Raw genomic sequence first — 19,584 nt, forward strand, 5'->3', positions numbered from 1 at the left:
CAATCAGGACGAACCCGCGAGGGCCGTCTGCATGCGTCGACGCAGGTTGCCGCTGCGCCGGGTCGTGGTGGCGATCGCCCGGTCGAGCACTTCGGCGGGTTTCGGCGCGACCGATCCGGACGTCACGGGTGAGACCAGCGTGAAGCGTCGCCGTGCCCGGGTAATGCCGGTGTAGACCAGCTCCCGGGTGAGGATCGGGTTCGGGCGGTCGGGGAGGACGAGCACGACGTGCGTGAACTCCGAGCCCTGTGACTTGTGTACCGTGAGTGCAAAGGCGGTCTCGGCCTCGGCCAGTCGAGCGGGACTGACCCAGTGATAGCCGCGCCCCGTGCCATCGCTGTTCCCGGCGGCCGGAAAGACCGCGCGCAGGACCGTCTCGCCGCCGGTGCGCATGGGGACCGTCAGCCCCATGTCACCGTTGGCCAGGCCCAGCTGCGGGTCGTTGCGCGTGACGATGATCGGGCGCCCGATGTACCAGCCGCGCCGTCGTTCCCCGGACGGGGACTGGATGTCGCCGGAGGCGACGAGCCAGTCCTCGACCTGGCGGTTGAGCCCCTCGATCCCCGCGGGCCCGCGGCGCAGGGCGCAGAGTAACTGGAAGGCGTTGTGATCGGCGAAGATCGCATCCAGACGTCGATCGTCCTCCGGGTCGTCCGGGTCGAACCCATCGGACGCGCGGATTGCCTCAAGCCACGGACGTACCCCGGCCAGCACCTGCTCGGCCAGCGTCGACTGGCGTGCCTCGCCGCTGATCGGGGTATGCAGCCAGGCGGTGTCTCCGGCATGTATTTGTTCCCGCTTGTCCGAGGGCAGGCCCAGTTCTTCCCGGGCACCGCGGGCATCGCCGCGATTGACGGCCCGCGCCAGCCGGCCGATCGGGCTGTCATGCCCGAAGCGGTGCGAGAAACGCAGCACCGCGATGCGGGCGTTGATCGGATGGGGGGAACCGGCTTCCTGAACAGGCTCGACGGGCTCGCCGGTGGCACTCTCCAGCCAGGCGTGGAGGTCGGCCGGGTAGCCGCCGCTCTCCGCCTCGCGGCACAGCTCGCCGAGCACGGCACCGGCCTCGACCGAGGCCAGCTGGTCCTTGTCGCCCAGCACCACCAGCCGGCAGTGGCGTGGCAGGGCATCGACCAGTTGTGCCATCAGCTCCAGGCCGACCATGGAGGCTTCGTCGACCACGACGATGTCGAGGTCCAGCGGGTTGTCGCGGTGATGGCGCGGCCGCTCGGCCAGCGGCCGGGTTCCGATCAGGCGATGGATGGTATGCACGTCGGTGGGCAGCTGCGCGGCGATGCGGGCCCAGTGATCCGCGGGAAATCCGGGCGCCTCGATCCGTCCGATCTCGCGCACCTTCTCGCCGATGGACTCGGCCAGTCGTGCCGCGGCCTTGCCGGTGGGGGCGCACAGTGCGATGCGTGGCGATGTCGTCTCGGCCGCTTCCGATTGCAGCGAGAGAAGCGAGGCGAGCAGACGTACCACGGTGGTGGTCTTGCCGGTGCCCGGCCCGCCCGTGATGATGGAAAACGGCTGATAGGCGGCGAGCCCACAGGCAACCTTCTGCCAGTCGGTCTCGCTGCCCGGCGATCCGGGATAGAGGGCATCCAGCACCGGGCGAATGGCGCCTGCGTCGGTCACCCGGTTTCCCGTGAGTCCGGACAGACCCGAGGCCACGCGCCCCTCGACCTGCCAGTAACGGCGCAGATAAAGCTGCGGGGAATCGCCGTCCACGAGCATCAACGGCCGCCCGTCGTCGCAGGCCGGCCGTTCCTCGTCCCATTCGAGCCGGCACACGGCGGGGTGCTCGACCAGCGCGGCGCGCCAGCTCGCGATTCCCACGCCGTCGAGTACCTGCCAAGGCGTGTCGACGGCCACCGGGCCCGGGCGCAGGGGATCGGCCGGCGGCATGCGCAGGGTGAAGTCGGGGTCGGCCAGCACCTCGGCGAGATTCAGGCAGACATGCCCGCCGCCGCCCTGGTGACTGGCCAGTACGGCCGCCAGCTGGGCCAATGGTGCGGCCTGCGGTGCACGTTCGCGCAGAAACGAGGCCACGGCCCGATCGACGGGGCGCAGCCAGCCGGCAGTTACCCAGGCATCGAGCACCCTGTCGAGGGCCTGATGACTGGTCAGGGCAGGATGATGTGTCATGCGGCATGCTCCCGTTGGCCGGTGAACAGCGCATCCAGCGACTCGATCAGCTCGCGGTCGGGTCGACAGGTGTAGACGCCGTGGTTGTCCGGGGCAGTGCCGTCGGCAGGCCGGATGCCTCGCAGGAAGACGTAGGCCGCGCCGCCAATGTGTCGGTCATAGTCGTAGTCCGGAAGGCGGTCGGCCAGGTGACGGTGCAGCGCGACCAGGTAGAGCACGAACTGCAGGTCGTAGCGCGATTCGAGCATGGCCCGTTCCAGTGCCTCGGAGCCATAGGCGCTCTCGTCCGGCCCGAGCCAGTTCGATTTCCAGTCGAGCAGGTAGTAGCGACCGTCGTGGGCGATGGTGAGATCGATGAAACCCTTGAGCATGCCGTTGAGCGTGCGCGCCTCGAGTTCGGGGCGCGGGGCGCCTGCGGCAACGAACCGCCGTACCAGCCGGTCAACGTCCACGGTGTCCGCCTCTTGGAGGGAAAGCCAGAACTCCATTTCCGCCTGGGCGGTTTCCAGTTGGGCCAGCGCCATGGGCGATGCCGAGGCCGGCAGTTGCCAGGATGTGCCAACCAGGGTGTCGAACTGGTCTGCGACCTGTTCCAGTTGCTCGTCGGTGAGGTCACGCAGTCCGGGGTGGTGACTGTTGACCAGGCGTTGACGCACGCGTTCGGGGTGTCCGGCATAGCGGGCCAGGCCGTCGTTGAACATGGCCTCGATCATGTCGTGGAAGAGGTTGCCGATGCCGGCACCGCGGGGCAAGGCGTGCACCCCGGTGGGCGTGACCGGTTGGTCGGGTTCGTAGGGGCCGGCGCCTTCGAGCGTATCGCTCTCCAGGCGCACCTCCTCGCGGGCGATTTCCGGTGCCGGCAGGGTCGGGCCGTGGCTGGCCGAGGCGCTGATCGAGGAGAAGCTCGCGATCCACCACGGGCTGAATTTTCCGAACTGCGGTACGCGTGGTTCGGCAAGCTCCGGCTCCGGTGGCGGGACGAACCGACAGCGTGCCGGATCCCGTGGGTCAGGGACGGAGTCGATGCGGATGCCCGGGTTTTCCCCCCACTCGGCCAGCCTGGCCATGTAGTCGTCCCGCTCGCAGGTCTCGCCCGACTCGAAGCCGAGGAACTGACCCCAGGCAGTCTTGCCGGGGTTGAAGCGCTTCACCTTGCCGATCTTCACCGGCCCGGCCCCCAGGATGCAGGCGAATTCCGCCCGGGTCAGCGCGACGTAGAGCAACCGGATTTCCTCGGCGGTCGCCTCTCGCGTGGCGCGCTCGGCGGCGGCCTCGTCGGGCTCCATCTCCCAGACGTTCTCGTCGTGTCGGTGGCGGCGGGTGGGCTTGTTGCCATTGTTCTTTTCCGACCCCAGCACGGCGGCGAACGGCAGGAAGACCACCGGGTACTGCAGGCCCTTGGAACTGTGGACGGTGACAATGCGCACCATCTCGCTGTCCTGCTCGAGCCGGATTTCCTGCTCGTTCCCACCCTCGGTCATTGCCAGATGCAGACGGTGGATCAGGGCCGTGTCGCCATCGACGTCATGATCGCGCGCTTGCAGCCACTCGGCCAGGTGCAGGATGTTGGTCAGTCGACGTTCCCCGCGGCGGGCGGTCCGCTCCTCGGGCGAGAGCAGGCGGGCCGGCACGGAAAAGTGGTGCAGCAGGCCCATCAGCGCGGCAAGGACGCCCTGGTTCTGCCAGACGCGGTGCCATCCGTGGAACCGGTTGCAGATCTCGTCGAAGACCACCTCGTCGCGCAACCAGGCCGAAAGCTCGTCGAGTCCCAGAGCCAGGCTGGCCGTCGACATCGCCTGTCGGATGCGGTCCGAGCGTTCCGGTTCGGCCAGGGCCTCCAGCCAGATCAGCATGTCGGCTGCCTCGGTGGATCGGAACACCGACGATCGCTCGGAGAGGAATACCGCGGGCACGCCGAAGTCGGTCAGGACCCGGCGCATCGACTTGCCCTCTTCCTGGTTTCGCACCAGCACGGCAATGTCCCGCGGTTGCAGGCCACGGGATTCGTCCCCCTCGAAGCGGCAGTCGCCGGACTGCCCGTCGTTGAGCATGGCCGCGATCTCGCCGGCCGTGCGCATGGCCATGGCCTCGCGGAAGGTGCCCGCGTTCCATTCCTCGCCCGCGGGCACGGTCCAGGTCGTCAGCGCCGGGAGTTCCTCGCCGTTCCGATCGATGAGCCGGCTGCTGCGTCCGTGGGCCTCGACCGGGTGGAAGGGCAGGGGATTGGGTTCGTCGCTTAGCTCGTCCCGGGGAAAGCGGAAGGCACCGGCCGGATGCCGGTCGGCCCGCTCGAACAGGTGGTTGACCGCGTCGACCATGGCGCGGGTGGAACGGAAATTGGTCGGCAGGGTGGCGTGCCGGCCCTCGGTCGCACGTCGGGCGGTCAGGTAGCTGTGGATGTCGGCGCCGCGGAAGCTGTAGATCGCCTGCTTGGGGTCGCCGATCAGCACGATGGCCGTGTCGCCCGCCTCGTCGTGGCCGAGTGGGTAGATGGCCGAGAAGATCGAGTACTGCAGGGGATCGGTATCCTGGAACTCGTCGATCAGGGCAACCGGGTACTGCTGGCGGATGGCCTGGATCATGCCGGCGGCGTTGGGGTTGGCTGCCGGATCGACGGCCTCCTGCATCTGGATCAGCATGTCCTCGAAGCCCATCGAGCGGTGACGGGCGAGCAGGCTGGCGATCCGCTCGCGAATCCAGAGCGCCGCGAATGCCTGGATGGCCGGTTCGACGTCCTTCTCCTTGCGCTTCATCGCCTCCGCCCGGTCCTGCCATTCGCGGATGGCATCCAGCGCCGGGTGGGACGGTGCCTCCGTCCCCTTGTTGGTATTCGGGTAGGCAAGTCTCCTGCGCGTCTTTTCCTCGAGTTGCGCCTCGCCCGTCGCCCATGCGTCGATCGCGCCCAGCCAGGCCGTGAACTCGTCTTCCTGCTTGGCCTCCGGATGAGTCGACTTGCTCAGCCCGGTGCGGACCGCCAGCCAGAGAGCGTGCAGGGTGGCCGGGTCCTCGCGCCACCGCGCCCGGGCCGCTTCCTCCGCCCGATCGACATCGGCCTGCTCACCGGAGATGCGCTCGAGCAGGTCGGCGGGGTCAGGAAGGTCGTCGGCACGGTGTGCCGTGATATCGCCCAGCGCCACCGGGCTGCCGTCGCGCTTGAGCAGATCCTTGATCTTCTCCTTGAGCTTTGCCGGCGGCGGCACCATCCGTGCGAACTGACGGGCCGTCTCGTCGTCCCGTCGTGTCAGTGGATAGCCGTGGCTGCGCCAGAAGTCCCGCACCGCCTCCGAGACCACGGGGTCGAGGTCCGTGACCAGTTCCTGTTCGAACAGCGCCCGGCTGTGGAAGGCATGTTCGCGCAGCATGCGCTGACAGAAGCCGTGGATGGTGAAAATGGCCGCCTCGTCCATCCATTCCGCTGCGCGCTGCAGAAGAAAGGCCCCGCGCGCCCGCTCGGGCTCGTCGAATGCCTCGTACAGTGACCGCAACGGCGGGTCGACTTCGTCGGGTGCGACGCTGCCCGAGAACAGCCAGGCCGCTTCCTGCAACCGCGCCCGGATGCGATCGCGCAACTCCGCCACGGCCGCCTCCGTGAAGGTGCTGACGAGGATCTCCGGCGGGGTCAGGGGGCGAGCGTCACGCCGGTCCGGTCCGCGATGCCCCAGGACCAGCCGCAGGTAGAGCAGCGAGATCGTGAAGGTCTTGCCGGTACCGGCGCTGGCCTCGATCAGGCGGCTGGATTCGAGCGGGAAGGTGACGGGATCGAGTTGACTCATGCACGCTGCCCCTTCTCGGACGGTTCTCGGTGCCTGCCCCGGGTGTGCCGGGTCAGGGGGCGGTAGAGGCCTTCCGCGATCTCTCGGAAGGCCGGATCGTCCGCCAGCATCCGGAAATCGGGCCACAGCCGGACGAGGTCCGGCTCGTACTGTGCCGCGGTCTCGAAAGCGTCTCGGGCCGCCTCGAGCCGTTCGTTCTCGCCTGTCTCGATCACCCAGGCGATCTGTGCACGGGGCTCGGCCGGAACCGGCTCGGTGGTGGCGCGGTGCCAGTGTTCGATCAGCTGCCGGAGAATCCGGCGTGCCTCGTCGGCATCGAGCGGTTCCATCACGGTCGGTCGTTCGGTCAACTCCGCACTCCGCGCATCGGATTCGCTGACGAGGTAGGTGGTGACCGGTCGGCCGCCCAGTTGCGCGGCGACGTGGTAGGGCCATTCGCCGACGAGGCGATGCCACTTGAGTTTTTTGCCCTTGTGCAGCGGCCCGGCGATCAGGCGCAGGCGAACTGCGCCTTCCGGCCCGCTGCGGACGTCGTTGATCTCGCCGGTCAGGTCGGCAGTCTCGGACGGGTCGTCCACCAGGCGGTCACCCGGACGGAAGGGCTCGACCGTGTCGGGATAGCGGGCCTGCAAGGCGGCCCAGGTACGCAGTTGCCTTGACAGCGCCTCGCCGTGCTCCTGCCGAAGCGTCTGGTCGAACGGATGGACGGGTAGCTGGCCGGCGCCGGCAATGCGGGCGAACGCGGCATCGATGGCCTCGGGCAGGCGGGTTTCCAGGATGTCCGGATCGATGAGGTCCACGGGCTCCCGGTTGAGCCGCTCGAGGACCTGTTCGAGTAGTCGGGCGCTGAGTTGGTGGCCGCCCAGGTTGTCGAGTTCGAAGGGCTCGTCGTCCTCGGGCACCGCCGTATCGCGGCGGGCCGGGATGGCCAGGTATTCGCCCAGCCAGACGCGCCATGGCTTCTTCAGCGCGAGGGCGAGATCGGCGAGCGACGGGCAGCGGAGCGACTGGTCGTCGGTCGCGACTTTGACGGTTGCCCCGTGGTGGGGCTCGCCATGAGCATCGGCTCCCGAAGTGCTGGCGCGGTCGGGGTTGGGGCAGTGGACCCGGTGCCATTCCGTTGCGTAGCTGTAGAGCCCTGGGGATGCATCGGAGAAGTATCGCCGGGAGAACGGTTGCAGGGGGTGCTCGGTGCTCAGGTGTTCGGAGGCGGTCGTTTCCCCGTCGACGCGCCAGCCGCGATCGATGTGGTCGCGCAACTGGTTGACGAGCACCGAGGCCGGCTGCTCGTGGTTGTCCCGGATGTCGCGCCCCACCCAGCTGATCCAGAGGCGGTCCCGGGCCGAGAGCAGGGCCTCGAGGAACAGGTAGCGATCGTCTTCCCGCCGCGAGCGATCACCGGGACGATAGCGACCGGCCATCAGGTCGAAGTCGGCCGGTGGCTGGCGACGGGGGTAGGACCGATCGTCCATCCCGAGCAGGTAGACCTGGCGGAAGGGAATGGCGCGCATGGGCATGAGCGTGGCGAAATTCACCGCGCCGACCAGGAAGCGCTGTGAGAGGCGATGCTCGTCCAGGCGGTCCAGCCATGCACTGCGGGCCGTCTCCAGGGTCACCGGCAAGTCGAAGGCGGCCGAAGCGCAGTCGTCCAGCCAGCCATTGAGTGCCGAGTCCAGCCGGTCGCGCAGGGAAACGGCGGATTCGCGCTCGGCGAGCGGGTTGCGGCCCGAGGCACCGCCGCGGGCGTCGGTCACGCCTTCCTCGATCGGCGGGATGGCCTCAGGGGCGAAGAAGGTCACCAGGAGATCGCCCAGGCATTCGCGCCACTGTTCCGGGGTGCGCGCCCGGCCCAGGCGTTCGCGCCAGTGTTTCAGGGACTCGAGCAGGGCGTGCAACTGGCCGATGGCCTCGGCACTGGCGGCGTCCATCCCGCCGACCGGAACGATACCGCCCCAGTCATCCTCGGCGCCGGCGAGGTAGGCATAGAGCAGCCGGTCGAGACCGAAGCGCCAGGCGTTCTGCTCGATGCCGGCCGGCAGGCCGAACTGCTCGCGGTGCTCGGCGTCCAGGCCCCAGCGGATGCCCGCGTTATCGATCCAGTGACGCAGCAGGCTCACGTCGTCGGCGGAGATGCCGAAGCGTGCCCGCAGCGCCGCGACTTCCAGCAGGTCCAGCACCTCGCTGGCCGTCAGCCGGGAATCGGGCAGGGCAAGCAGCCAGTCGAGCGCGCGTGCCATCGGGTGCTCTTCGCGCTCAGGCCTGTCGGAGATGGCAAACGGGAGATGGCGAGGGTCGGCAGGCTCCAGCCGTCCGAAGACCGCGTTGATGGCCGGGGCGTAGTCGGCCATGTCCGGCACCATCACGATGATGTCTCGTGGTTGCAGCGTAGGGTCGTGATCGAAGGCGTCGAGCAACTGGTCTTGCAGGATTTCCACCTCGCGCAGCGGACTGTGGGCGACGGTGAAGGCGATGGATTGGTCGTCGTCCTCGAGTCGACGCCGTTCGGCCTCGATCTCGTGCATGGGGACGAGATCGAGGATGTCGGTCTGCAGGCGGGCGAGCAGGTGGCCGGGCCCAGGCGGGTCGAAGACATCGATGTTCAGGGCCCGACCGCCGACGCGCTCGGGCGCCTGATCGAATTCGTCGACCAGGCGCACCAGGTCGCGCCCTTGCTTGCCCCAGGAGGCAAGGAGGGGGTGGGCGTGCTGGTGCAGGTCATGCTCGTCGAGCCGCCCGTCGATCTTCCGTTCGGTGATGCGTCGGTATTCATGCCGGAACAGGTGACGGTCCTCGACGATGTCGCCCCAGTAGTGTTGGCAGGGGTTCTGCAGGCAGAAGATCACCTGCACCCAGCGCGATACGGCACCGAGCACCTCGAGCACCTGCGGCGGCAGGGCGGAGACGCCGAAGACCACGATGCGCCGGGGCAGTCCGGCAGGGCGCTCGGTTAGCGCCTCGGTCATTTCAAGGAAGCGCCGGTGAATCAGGGCACGGCCGGCATAGCCCGCGGCCGGTTCACCGGTTTCGGTTCGGGGTGGCTTGACGTCCAGGTCGTCGAGCACCGCGCGCCAGAGCGCCGGCTGCCATTGCAGTTCACTCGGGATGGGGTTGCGTTGACGACCCAGCGCGTCGGCAAGCACCTCGGCGCCGGCGGCCCAATCGCCCAGCCAGTCGGCCCGGTAGACCTGGTACTGGTCGAACTGGTCGGCCAGCCGGGCGGCAAGCTGGTAGGCGCGGTGCTCGTCGTCCTCGATGTAGTGTGTCAGTGGCCCGAAGACCGATTCGCTACGTGCCTGGTCGCGGAGGATGCGTAGCAGACGCCAGGTGAGTCTGGGCTTGTCGAGAGGGGCCTCTGCGGGAACCGGCTCCGTGCCCATCACGGCCCGGTAGCAGCGCCACTGCAGTCGGGCGGGCAGCAGCAGGTCGAGAGCGGTGGCCACGCCCAGCCCGCGCTCGGTCCGGTCCCTCCCCAGCGCGAGGCGGAGCCACTGCGCCATGCCGTTGCTCTGGACCAGGATGGTCTCGTCCTCCAGCGGAGCCAGCGGGTATCGATCCAGCCACTCGACCAACAGGTCGCGCAGGCCCTCGAGACGGTTGCCCTGAAGGACGATGAAGCCGGGCTGAATGGATGAAACGCTGGGAGAGCTGTGGTTCAAGACGTCCTGTCCGCCGTGTCGAATAGAGGTGAGCCAGTATGACTTTCAGTGTATGGGAATGGAGGGTGCGGGAAAAACGCGACGAGGGCTGTCGCATACCGCCTAGAGACGCCCCCTGGTGTGATCGACAAATGTCCATTTGCCCTATGCCGACTATATTCTAAACAGTTACCGACATTTTGATCTGTCGGGCCGCTGCACGCCCTTTCCAACGACTCGCAGGGAGTGATGTCATGGGAATCACGTCAGGAGAACGGAAATGATCTCGGCGCTCGACCGCGAGCGGCGGCTTCCCATGCTCTCCCTGCGCGGCCGGGAGGCAGTGGACGAGGTGCGGCAGATCGTCGCGCCGTTCTACTGGAAGGTGGTGGGCGTCGAAGACCAGGAACAGCTGGCGCGCCGATTGCGGCGCGATCCGGTGAAGGTGGTTCTGGTCGACCTGCGCGATGCCCTGAGTTATTTCACGAACTGGCTGCCGTCGTTCTCCCGTGAACACCCCAGCGTGCAGCTGGTGGCGATCGTGGAAAAGCGCGTTGCCGAGAACTCTCAGCACGCCGCGTTCCTGCACGCCTACTTCTTCGACATCTGTTTCGCCCCCATCGAACCCACGCGGCTGACCTTCTCGATAGGCCATGCCTGGACCATGGCCCGCGTCGCGGACATGCACCTGTCGGCGGAGTCGTCGACTACCGACGATGCCACGGATGGAGATCGACTGATCGGCGCAAGCGAGGAGATGCAGGCGGTCCGGCGCAAGATCCGCCGATTCGCGGACAACGACCTGCCGGTACTGGTCACCGGACCGACCGGGACGGGCAAGGAACTGGCCGCCCGGTCGATCCACGCGCTCTCCTCGAGGGCAGAGGGGGGCTTCGTGGCCGTGAATTGCGGGGCGCTCAACCCGAGTCTCGTCCAGTCCGAGCTGTTCGGTCACGAGAAGGGTGCCTTCACCGGTGCCGGCAAGCGGCATGTCGGCTGGGTGGAACTGGCGGACGGCGGGACGCTGTTTCTCGACGAGATCGGTGATCTGCCGCCCGAGACCCAGATCAGCCTGCTGCGCTTTTTGCAGCAGGGCGAGATCCAGCGTGTCGGGGGCGAGAGCACGATATCGGTCGATGCCCGGATCATCGCCGCCACGCACGTCGACCTGTCCAGGGCCGTGGCCGAAGGCAGCTTCCGCGAAGACCTGTTCTTCCGCCTCGACGTGCTGCCCCTGGAGATGCCGTCCCTGGCCGAGCGCGGGGCGGACGTGATCGAGCTGGCCCAGTACTACCTCGAGCGCTTCAGCCGCGAGCTGGGGGTCAAGACCAAGCGACTGAGCCCGGCCACGGAGGGCGCGATACTCAACTACGGCTGGCCCGGCAACATCCGCGAGCTGATGAACCGGCTTCGGCGTGGAATCGTGCTCTCGGATGGCCTGGCCGTCAGCCTGCCGGAACTCGAATCCTCGGTCGAGGAAACCGCCGGCATGCGCAGTCTGGCTGAGATTCGAGACGAGGCGGAGCGTAACGCCATCGCGCAGGCCGTCAGCCGCAGCGGCCACAACATCACCGAGGCGGCACGATTGCTGGACGTTTCCCGCTGCACTCTCCACCGCCTGATTCGCAAGCATCGTCTGCCGTTCGCCTGAGCGAACCGCGCGAGCCACCCATGGCCGCGCCGACTCAATATCGCGACTGGCCTTTTCCTCTCGGGTAACCCGAAGCACACGACCCCTCACACGCCCGTCATGGCGCGTTTAACGGCGTCGGGCTCCGGCGTCCATGTCGTGACGCGGGGGTAGCCGCTGCACTCGGAAAAGAAAATTTGCCGACCCGGTGTTTCAACTTCGATACACCTGAAGGCGCTGGAACAGGGGTTTGTCCCGCAGCGCCCATTCCTGCCCGTATCAATCCTGATACACCTGCCTGCCTGATCGTCACCTGCCTTTCGTAACTCGTTGTTCTGTCGCGCCTGATCAAGTTGGCCTCGTTCCTGCAACCAAGGAGGGCAATGAGCGGGACGGACCCGCCAACCCATCTCTCACGAGGGATCGAAGGTCATGAAGAACAGGACACGCATTGCGAGCGAAGTTCGGGCCACTTATCCGAGCCAGTCGTCCTCCGGCACGGGAGCCGCGAAGTTCCCGGTTTCCCGGCAGGCGCTGCTGGTAATCCTGCTTGGCGGATCGCTGGCCGCTTCGGCCTGGTCTTCCCAGGCGCTGGCCGCGGGCAGTCGCTATGCCGTCGAGGCGGAACCCGGCGAGATCGTGCTGCTACGGACGGTGCCGACGCGCTCGGCCACGCGGCAGGCGCCGCCGGCCCGCGCCATTCTGGTGGATCCCAAGCCCAACGGCGAGTTGGAGCAGGGGCTGGCCCCTCTTACCGACGAGGATTACGGGCTGGTCTCCGCGGGCGTTGGTTCGTCGGGGACGGGTATGGCCAGTGCCGGCGGTGTCGTTTCCGATGGGGTGCGCCAGGCTCTCGGCGGTGACTCCGGCTCCACGAGGGATGGAAAACCCGCTCCGGCATCGAGCGTGGGTGGCGCGGTAACGTCCGTCACCGGCGGGATCGCCGGGCAGGTGAACAGCGCACTATCGTCGACCGGCCTGATGGGTCGGGGAGGCCAGCAATGAGCGCCCGGACCAATATGGTTCCCTGGATTCGAACCGGCCTGATCGGGGTGGGTGCGGTGGCCCTGGTGATCTCGGTGAATACCGCCGAGGCCGAAACGGCGGCGCCGACAGTCGACGCGTATGACTGGATGATCGGTGTGCTCAACGAGAGCCGGATCAGCAATCGGGTCGGTGCCGGCGCGTCCGGGAACATGGCCATCAACCTGGCCTCGGGGTCGGGGAACATGCAGATCAACCACCGGGCGATCAATGTCGATTCGTCCGTCAATCAACTGAACATGGACATGCCGAGCGAGGCGGGCGTGGTACAGCACGCCGTCACCCGTATCTCCGGCGGCGCATTCCGCGGTGCCTCGGGTGCTCTCGGGATCAACCAGGTCGCCGGGGACGGCAATGTCCAGTTCAACTCGATGACCCTTGGCGGTAATGCCAGCGGGTCGTCGGAGATTCGCACCCGTCTGCCGGCTGGTCCGGCGGGCGAGGCGGATCCGGCTGCGCGGAAGGACGTGCAGTCGGAGGAGCTCCCTCTGGATCGCTATCGGACAGTGATCTCGAACACTGCCTTTACGGGGTTCGGAGGGTTACTCCAGGTAAATCAGGTGTCCGGCAATCGAAACGTAACCGGAAACACGTTCACGTTTTCGAACAGCGGGCCCTGATTTTTTCATGATCGAAGTAACCCCAACAAGAAGGTAGAGGTAGTAGCCATGAAAACGCAACTCAAAATGACAGTGCTCGCAACTGCAGTCACCGCCCTGATGTCCGGCGGGGCCTTTGCAAGTGGAGGCGGCGGCCATAACGGCGGCCACAACGGCGGCCATAACGGTAACGACCAAGAGGAAGAAGTGATCACCACCGAGTCCATCGCCAATGTGGACAACACGCAGGTGCTGCTGTTCAACCAGGTCGAGAACGACAAGGTGAAGAACACCGCCGGGATCAGTGATTCCGTGGGTGCCAACGCGCAAGGCAACATCGGCATGAACGTCGCCTCCGGTGACCTGAACGTGCAGGACAACGCGGCCGCTCTGGCAGCTGCGGACGCCAGCGTGGTGTTCGGCAGTGCGTCATCCAACGTGAACGTGAACCAGATGTCGTTCGCGAACGGGTTCTCGAACGACAACGTTCAGAACAACGCCGGCATTAGCGGCAGTGCGTTTTCTGGCGCCTCGGGCAACATCGGCGTGAACGTGGCCGCCGGCAGCGGCAACATGCAGAAGAACAGCCTGGGGGCTGCGACCGGCAATGCTCAGGAAGCCGAGGCTTCGGCTGACAGCACTCAGTTGGCTGCTGGACAAAACATCCGCAACGAGGGCTATGTCGAGCACGACTACGTCGCTCTGTCGAGCGTCAAGAGCCGCCGCGGTGGTGGTCACCATCATGAGCCTGAGGTGGTCTACAACACCAACGACTCCTCGCTCACCGGCAACGCCTTCATGGGCGCCTCCGGCAACATCGGGGTGAACATCGCCGCCGGCAGCGGCAACATGCAGTCCAACAGCCTCTCCCTGGCTGTTGCCTGCCAGTCCTGCCCGCAGTAAGGCGGACAGTCCGCAATCGTGGCGGGGTGCTTTGCACCCCGTCTTTCCAGACGAACGTCAATCGTCCGGAAAGACGTCCCGATTCCATCTTCGGCCGACTGGCCCTGGGAGCAGAGCATGAGTGCAGGCAACAGTGACAGCTTCAAGCGTTTTACGTGCCGATATGGACCGGCACTTTCGCTCGTCACGGCGCTGCTCTTTCTGGCTACCGGCCCGACCTGGGGGGCGACTGTAAAGTTTGGCGCCATCCTTCCGCACGGCCAGATGATGGACAAGCCCGTCATCAGCATGCAGGAGCGGCGCTACCAGAACCTCGTTCGGCAGAAATACGACTTCTCTTGCGGGGCGGCCTCGCTCGCGACACTGCTCCGCTATGCCTACGGCCTGCAACTGGACGAGGAAATCGTGCTCGCCGGCCTGATGGGCGTGGCGGACCAGGAGCAGGTGCGCGCCCGTGGTTTCTCGCTGCTGGAGATGAAGCTCTATCTCGAGCAGCTCGGTTATCGGGGCCGGGGGTATCGGATCGATCTCGAGCGTCTCGAGACGATCAACGTGCCGACGATCGTCCTGATGGACGTCAACGGCTACCACCATTTCGTGGTGCTCCGGCACGCCCGAGACGGGTATGTGCACGTTGCCGATCCGGCTCTCGGCAACCGTCGGTACAGCTTCGAAGAGTTCATCGAGAGCTGGCCCTCGCAAACGGTGTTTGCCGTGATCGGGCCGGGATTCGATCGACACACGGTGCTGCTGGAGTCCACGGACATCCCCAGCAGCGGGGAACTGCATCGTCGGTCGGGAGAAGTGCCCACCGCCGAATTGCTGGATTTCGGATTCAAGCATGCCGATCTGTTCTGAGCCGGCAGCTTTTTGGAGGCGACAGCCATGAACATATACGAAAGAAAATGTCGCGTCGGGCCACGGCCCGGACAAGCGATAAAGAAAACGGCACTGGCCGTTGCGCTGGCTGGTGGTGTGGTCGGTGGAATGATCGCGCTGGCGCCGTCTGCCTGGGCGGCCAACCCGGCGATCGTTTCGCTGACCGACCCGGAGCTGGACACCATGCGCGGCCGGTTCATTGCCGCCGACAACCGGGTGCTCTATTTCGGTGTCGAGATGATCACCCAGTGGCACACCCCTGATGGCGACATGCAGGGCGGGCTGACGATCGGCATCGACCGGGCTCGCGGGACACCGACGGTGAGTTTCCAGCCGACCGTGTCGATCGAGGGCACGCCGCGGGCAAGCGGTTCGGCCGGGCGGGACATCTCCGGCACCGGCGGGGATTCGCGTGGCGTCCGCCAGCAGATCCAGGTGGCGGGCAACGACAATCGCGCGCACAACGGATTCGAGGTGGTGCTGCAACCCTATAACGGTGATAGCGGTCAAGCCACGCAGAGTGGCAACACCGTCCAGGTGCTTCGGCAGGACGGCGCGGTGGTTGCATCGGGCCTGACGGGCAATGGCCAGTCCGCGGGGGTGACCATGCAACTGGGCCAGTCCACGGCGCAGCAGCTCATCCAGGGTCGGGGTGGGGCTAACCAGTTGATTCGCCTGTCCGGGGACGGGCAAATGATCCAGAACCAGCTTAGACTCGTGGTGGGCACGGGCCGGACTCAGACAATGAGCCGACAGGATCTCCATCAGCAGGTGGCCAGGTCGCTGGCGAACCTGCGCGGAAACAATTGAGGGAGCGATCGTTGCCGGCCGATGCCCGGCATGCAAAACGTGTCGGTTAGCGAATGGGTCGTCAGGACTTGGCGAAGATCCCCGTAACGAGGAGTGCTCTCATGGATGTGGAAAACAGGTACCGCCCGATCGGGAAGACAACCGTGTCGATGCTGGCACTGTGTGTCGCGGTCGGGCTTTCTGCCGTTTCACCCGTCTCGTCGGCCAGTGAGGCCGAGGACGTGCAGGCCCTGCGGGCCGAACTGGAGGAACTCAAGCAGCGCTACGTACAGGAGGTGCGACGACTGCGGGAGGTCGATGCCCGCCTGCTGGCCGTACAGGCGCGGATCGAGCAGGCGGAGGAGGCTCCCGACTCTGCCGAAGCCGTCGCCGAGCGCGACCAGCCTGAGCCAGCGGAGCCTGCCCAGGCCGAGGCGCAAGCCCCGTCAGCCGACACCGAGGCTCAGCCTCAGGTGGCACGGACGGAGGCGGACAAGGATCGGGCCACCAAGCGCAGCGTGGACGATCTGTTGCAAAAGGAACACGTGGCCTTCGACCGGCCATTCGTGATCGAGGCCGGGGTCGAATACCGGCGCTACGATCGCAGCCAGTTGACGCTCGACGGCTTCCTTGCCCTGGACGCCATCTTCCTGGGCAACATCGCGGTAAACAACGTCGAAAGCGACACCCTTGAGTACACGATCGCGGCGCGGTATGGAATTAGCCCCCGGTGGAACGTCGGCATTTCCGTGCCCTTCCTGCAACGTCACACCACCTACCAGAAGGGTGGTGCCGGGGGCGCGGCCGGTGCATGGGCGGAGGTGAGCAACACCTCCGACCTGGCCATCGGCGATACCACCATGAATCTCAGCTATCGCCTGCTGCCCGAGACACGGCGCTGGCCGGACGTGGTCCTGACCGGTAGCGTGACTGCCCCAACCGGGCGCGAACCGTACGGGATCGATACGGATATCATCGAGTACGTACAGGATCCCGACAACGAGGACGAGATCCGGCCGACCTTCGCGGTGCCCACGGAACTGGCCACCGGCAACGGCGTGTGGGGCTATGGTCTGTCGGTTTCGGCCGTCAAGACGCTCGACCCGGCACTGCTGTTCGCCAGCCTCGGTTATACCTATTACGGCTCGGACAGTTTCGACGACCTGGATTCGGACCCCGACACCGTGACCCCTGGTGACGTGGACCTGGGCGATTCCTGGCGCTATGGGCTGGGACTTGCCTTTGCGCTGAATGACCGGACCAGCCTCTCGATGGCGTTCTCTCAGGAGTTCACCGACCAGGCGAAGGTCCGCTACGAGGGGGAAAGCTGGGATTCCCTCATCGGCAGTGACGCGAGTTCCGCCATGTTTGATCTGGGCTTGACCTATGCCTTGTCCCCGAAAAGCACGATCGTCACCACGCTCGGTATCGGTCTGACGCAGGATGCGCCCGACTTCTCGATAGGGGTCCGGGTTCCCTATCAACTCTGAATTGCTTGTTCCTCTCCTTGGTGCCTACGCCGCCCTCCGGGCGGCGGTTTTTTGGGTATAGTCAACATTTCATCAGTGGAATCCGGCCATGGAAGATTTCCGTTCCTGGTACTGGCTCGAGACCGTGATCGACCTGGGAGGCCTCAAGCCGGCCTCCGAGCGACTGCATCGCACCCCGTCGACGATCAGCCACGCGATCAAGCAGCTCGAACGCCGCATCGGCGTGACGCTGGTCGAGACCCGAGCCCGCCGTATCCGGCTGACCGAGGCCGGCAGCATCTTGCTCGAGCACATGCGCCCGCTGATACGCGAACTCGAGGGTGTCGATGGCGTGATCGAGCAGCTACGGGATGGCGGGACGGCCGTGATCCGTCTGGCGGTCGACCAGGTCTACCCGCATGACCGGCTCATGCGCGCGTTGGAACGGTTCTCTCGCGAGCACCTGCACACGCGGATCGAGTTGCACGAGACGGTGCTGGGTGGCGGTCCCGCCATGTTCCAGGAAGGGGAGGTCGGAATCTACCTGGGGCTCGAGGAGGTGCCGGATTATGTCGGCCGGCAGTTCGGGAGAATCCGCTTCGTTCCCTGTGCCGGTCCATCCCACTCCTTGGTCGACCGAGCGGCCTCACTCGGGGAAGGTGAGGTGCTGCCGGAGGCGCAACTGCGGCAATTCCGGCAGGTGGTGCTGCGCGATTCGCATCCGGAGCGTAGCGCCAATGCCGGCTGGCTGGGGGCGGCACAGCGGCTCACCGTCGACCACCTGCACACGGCCGAGGAACTGATCCGTTCGGGACTGGGGTTCGGCTGGCTGCCCGAGTATCACGTTCGTGCGGAGAACGAGCTGATTTCCATCCCGGTCGAGCCCAGCCTGTGCCTCGAGACGATGATGATGCTCTATCACCAGCGAGAATTTCAGGCCGACCCGGCCCATCGGTGCATGATCCAGGCCCTGATCGACACGGCGGTCGATTGACGCGTCAGCGCGTCGGAGGCGACGGAGCGACTCAGGCCGCCTTTGCGGCGGCCAGCTTGCGGATCTTCTCGACCATGTTCACCAGGCCGGTGGCCCGGTTGGCGGACAGGTGCGCACCAAGGCCGAGTTCGTCGATGAAACGGTCGTCGGTAGCCAGGATCTCCCCGGCCGTGCGGTCGGAGTAGATGCGAAAGAGCAGGGCGATGAGTCCGTTGACGATCATCGCGTCACTGGTGCCATACAGCTTCAGCCGGTCACCGTCCCACTCGTAGTCGAACCAGACCTGCGACTGGCAGCCGTGGAACTTGTGTTCCTCGTCCTGCTTTTCCGGCGGGAACGGCGGCATCTGCCGCCCCATGTCCATGATGTACTGGTAGCGCTCGGTCCAGTCGCCGAGAAAGGCGAACTCGTCCTTCAGTGCCTGGATTTCGGCGTCGATCGTGGGCGCCTTGTCGGCCATGGGGCGGAACCTCCGGGAAACGGTGGGTGCGGAATCAATCCTCGTCGCGGACGGTAAAGCTCTCGCCGCAGCCGCAGCTGTCCTCGACGTTGGGATTGTTCACGTGAAGCATGCGGGTGAGGCCTTCGACCACGTAGTCCAGCGTCGAACCGCGAATGGCGGGGAAGCTGGCCTCGTCGGTGATGATGGGCACGCCATCGCAGTCGAACCAGAGATCGTCGTCGTGGATCTCGCGGGCGGCATCCATGACGTAGGCGAACCCCGAGCAGCCTGACTTCTTGATGCCCAGGCGCAGGCCGAGTGCGGAATCGTCACCGGCGAAAGTGCGCTCGAGGTGACCTCGGGCCGCCTCGGTCATGGACAACTGCTGGTCAACCGGCAGGGCAGCCGCACGGGCGCGCGCCGCCTCGATCTGTTCCGGGTCGACCGGCGTGGCGGTATCGCTGACGGGTTGGGCGCTGTGTACTTCGGCGGTCATGTTGATTCTCCCGCGTCAATGGCCTCAGCCGGCCGCTCGGGGCTGGCTGGAGACGTAGATGGTGTCGTTCTCGACCCGCACATCGTAGCAGTCGATCGGCTCGTAGGCCGGTGCCGAGAGCGCCTCGCCGTCGCGCAGGCAGAACTCGGCGTTGTGCCACGGGCAGGTGATGATGTCGCCGTCGATGGGCCCGTCCGAGATCGGCAGAGCCTGGTGGCTGCACTCGTCGATAACGGCGAGGATCACGCCGTCGGCGTTGACCACCAGGATGTCGTCGTCCGGCCCCTCCACGACACGGCGCTCGCCGGGGGCGAGCTCGCGTGTCTCGCAGACGCGGATCCAGTTTTCGTCGAGGGGTTCGCTCACGGTTTTTCTCGTAAAGGTTTGATTTCAGAAGGCCGGGTTTGTTCCGAACCGGCTCAGAACATGCCGGTGGCCAGGCGCGCCTCTTCCGACATCATCTCCTTGCTCCAGGGCGGATCGAAGACCAGCTCGACGGCAGCCTCCTCGACGGTGGGGATTTCCATGATCCGCTGATGGGCATCCGAGGCGATCACCCCGCCCATGCCGCAACCCGGCGCGGTCAGGGTCATGTCCACTTCGACCCGTCGGCCCGAGACCGGCAGGCTTTCGACCTTGACCTTGTACACCAGGCCGAGATCCACGATGTTGATCGGTATTTCCGGGTCGAACACGCCGCGCAGCTGTTCCCAGACCATCTCCTCGACCTCCTTGTCCGAGGCGTTTTCCGGCAGTTTCGGCTGCGGGGGCGGCTCCTTGCCG

Annotated in this window: 15 protein-coding genes; 8 read left to right on the forward strand and 7 right to left on the reverse strand. The window is 66.2% G+C overall.

Annotation, left to right across the window (positions count from 1 at the left end; translation table 11 throughout):
- Positions 1-3: 3 nt before the first annotated feature.
- From recD to recC, 3 genes are read right to left on the reverse strand one after another with little or no spacing between them, the layout of a single operon-like run.
- Positions 4-2,148 carry an exodeoxyribonuclease V subunit alpha gene (gene recD / locus ACESL5_RS03795; RefSeq protein WP_372591457.1) on the reverse strand — a complete coding sequence of 715 codons (2,145 nt, stop codon included), beginning with the start codon at positions 2,146-2,148 and terminating at the stop codon, positions 4-6.
- Positions 2,145-5,921: an exodeoxyribonuclease V subunit beta gene (recB, locus tag ACESL5_RS03800; protein ID WP_372591458.1), complete on the reverse strand. Its 3,777-nt coding sequence runs from the start codon at positions 5,919-5,921 to the stop codon at positions 2,145-2,147. Before recB ends, recD begins: the two co-directional genes overlap by 4 nt.
- The gene (gene recC, locus ACESL5_RS03805) at positions 5,918-9,577 is read right to left on the reverse strand and encodes an exodeoxyribonuclease V subunit gamma (RefSeq protein WP_372591459.1); all 3,660 of its coding nucleotides are present in this window, start codon (positions 9,575-9,577) and stop codon (positions 5,918-5,920) included. The genes recB and recC overlap by 4 nt, the downstream gene beginning before the upstream one ends.
- 259 nt (positions 9,578-9,836) lie before the next feature.
- On the opposite strand from recC, the gene ACESL5_RS03810 reads away from it, so the two are divergent.
- From ACESL5_RS03810 to ACESL5_RS03845, 8 genes are all read left to right on the forward strand, one after another.
- Entirely contained in the window at positions 9,837-11,207 is a 1,371-nt protein-coding gene (locus tag ACESL5_RS03810; protein ID WP_372591460.1) for a sigma-54 interaction domain-containing protein, read from the forward strand.
- A 411-nt stretch (positions 11,208-11,618) separates the two neighbouring features.
- Entirely contained in the window at positions 11,619-12,191 is a 573-nt protein-coding gene (locus ACESL5_RS03815) for a hypothetical protein (RefSeq protein ID WP_372591461.1), read from the forward strand.
- Positions 12,188-12,850 carry a hypothetical protein gene (locus ACESL5_RS03820; protein WP_372591462.1) on the forward strand — a complete coding sequence of 221 codons (663 nt, stop codon included), beginning with the start codon at positions 12,188-12,190 and terminating at the stop codon, positions 12,848-12,850. Before ACESL5_RS03815 ends, ACESL5_RS03820 begins: the two co-directional genes overlap by 4 nt.
- A 48-nt stretch (positions 12,851-12,898) precedes the next feature.
- Positions 12,899-13,732: a hypothetical protein gene (locus ACESL5_RS03825; protein ID WP_372591463.1), complete on the forward strand. Its 834-nt coding sequence runs from the start codon at positions 12,899-12,901 to the stop codon at positions 13,730-13,732.
- A gap of 117 nt (positions 13,733-13,849) precedes the next feature.
- Entirely contained in the window at positions 13,850-14,590 is a 741-nt protein-coding gene (locus ACESL5_RS03830) for a C39 family peptidase (RefSeq protein ID WP_372591464.1), read from the forward strand.
- 129 nt (positions 14,591-14,719) lie between these two features.
- Positions 14,720-15,421, forward strand: a complete 702-nt coding sequence (locus ACESL5_RS03835; protein WP_372591465.1) for a hypothetical protein — start codon at positions 14,720-14,722, stop codon at positions 15,419-15,421.
- 101 nt (positions 15,422-15,522) lie between these two features.
- On the forward strand, positions 15,523-16,890 hold the full coding sequence (locus ACESL5_RS03840; RefSeq protein ID WP_372591466.1) for a hypothetical protein: 1,368 nt from the start codon (positions 15,523-15,525) through the stop codon (positions 16,888-16,890).
- Between the two features lie 88 nt (positions 16,891-16,978).
- Entirely contained in the window at positions 16,979-17,863 is an 885-nt protein-coding gene (locus ACESL5_RS03845) for a LysR family transcriptional regulator (protein ID WP_372591467.1), read from the forward strand.
- A gap of 31 nt (positions 17,864-17,894) precedes the next feature.
- Here ACESL5_RS03845 and ACESL5_RS03850 read toward each other — a convergent pair whose 3' ends face one another.
- The 4 genes from ACESL5_RS03850 to ACESL5_RS03865 all read right to left on the reverse strand — a co-directional run.
- The gene (locus ACESL5_RS03850; protein WP_372591468.1) at positions 17,895-18,323 is read right to left on the reverse strand and encodes a SufE family protein; all 429 of its coding nucleotides are present in this window, start codon (positions 18,321-18,323) and stop codon (positions 17,895-17,897) included.
- A 34-nt stretch (positions 18,324-18,357) separates the two neighbouring features.
- Positions 18,358-18,801 (reverse strand): HesB/IscA family protein, encoded by a 444-nt coding sequence (locus ACESL5_RS03855; protein ID WP_372591469.1) that lies wholly within the window; start codon positions 18,799-18,801, stop codon positions 18,358-18,360.
- Between the two features lie 24 nt (positions 18,802-18,825).
- Complete coding sequence (locus ACESL5_RS03860) at positions 18,826-19,167, reverse strand: Rieske (2Fe-2S) protein (RefSeq protein WP_372591470.1); 342 nt, start codon at positions 19,165-19,167, stop codon at positions 18,826-18,828.
- 53 nt (positions 19,168-19,220) lie between these two features.
- Positions 19,221-19,584: iron-sulfur cluster assembly protein (locus tag ACESL5_RS03865; RefSeq protein ID WP_372591471.1), on the reverse strand; the 364-nt coding region annotated here is incomplete at its 5' end.

The organism is Guyparkeria sp. (assembly GCF_041687595.1).
Taxonomy (GTDB): domain Bacteria; phylum Pseudomonadota; class Gammaproteobacteria; order Halothiobacillales; family Halothiobacillaceae; genus Guyparkeria.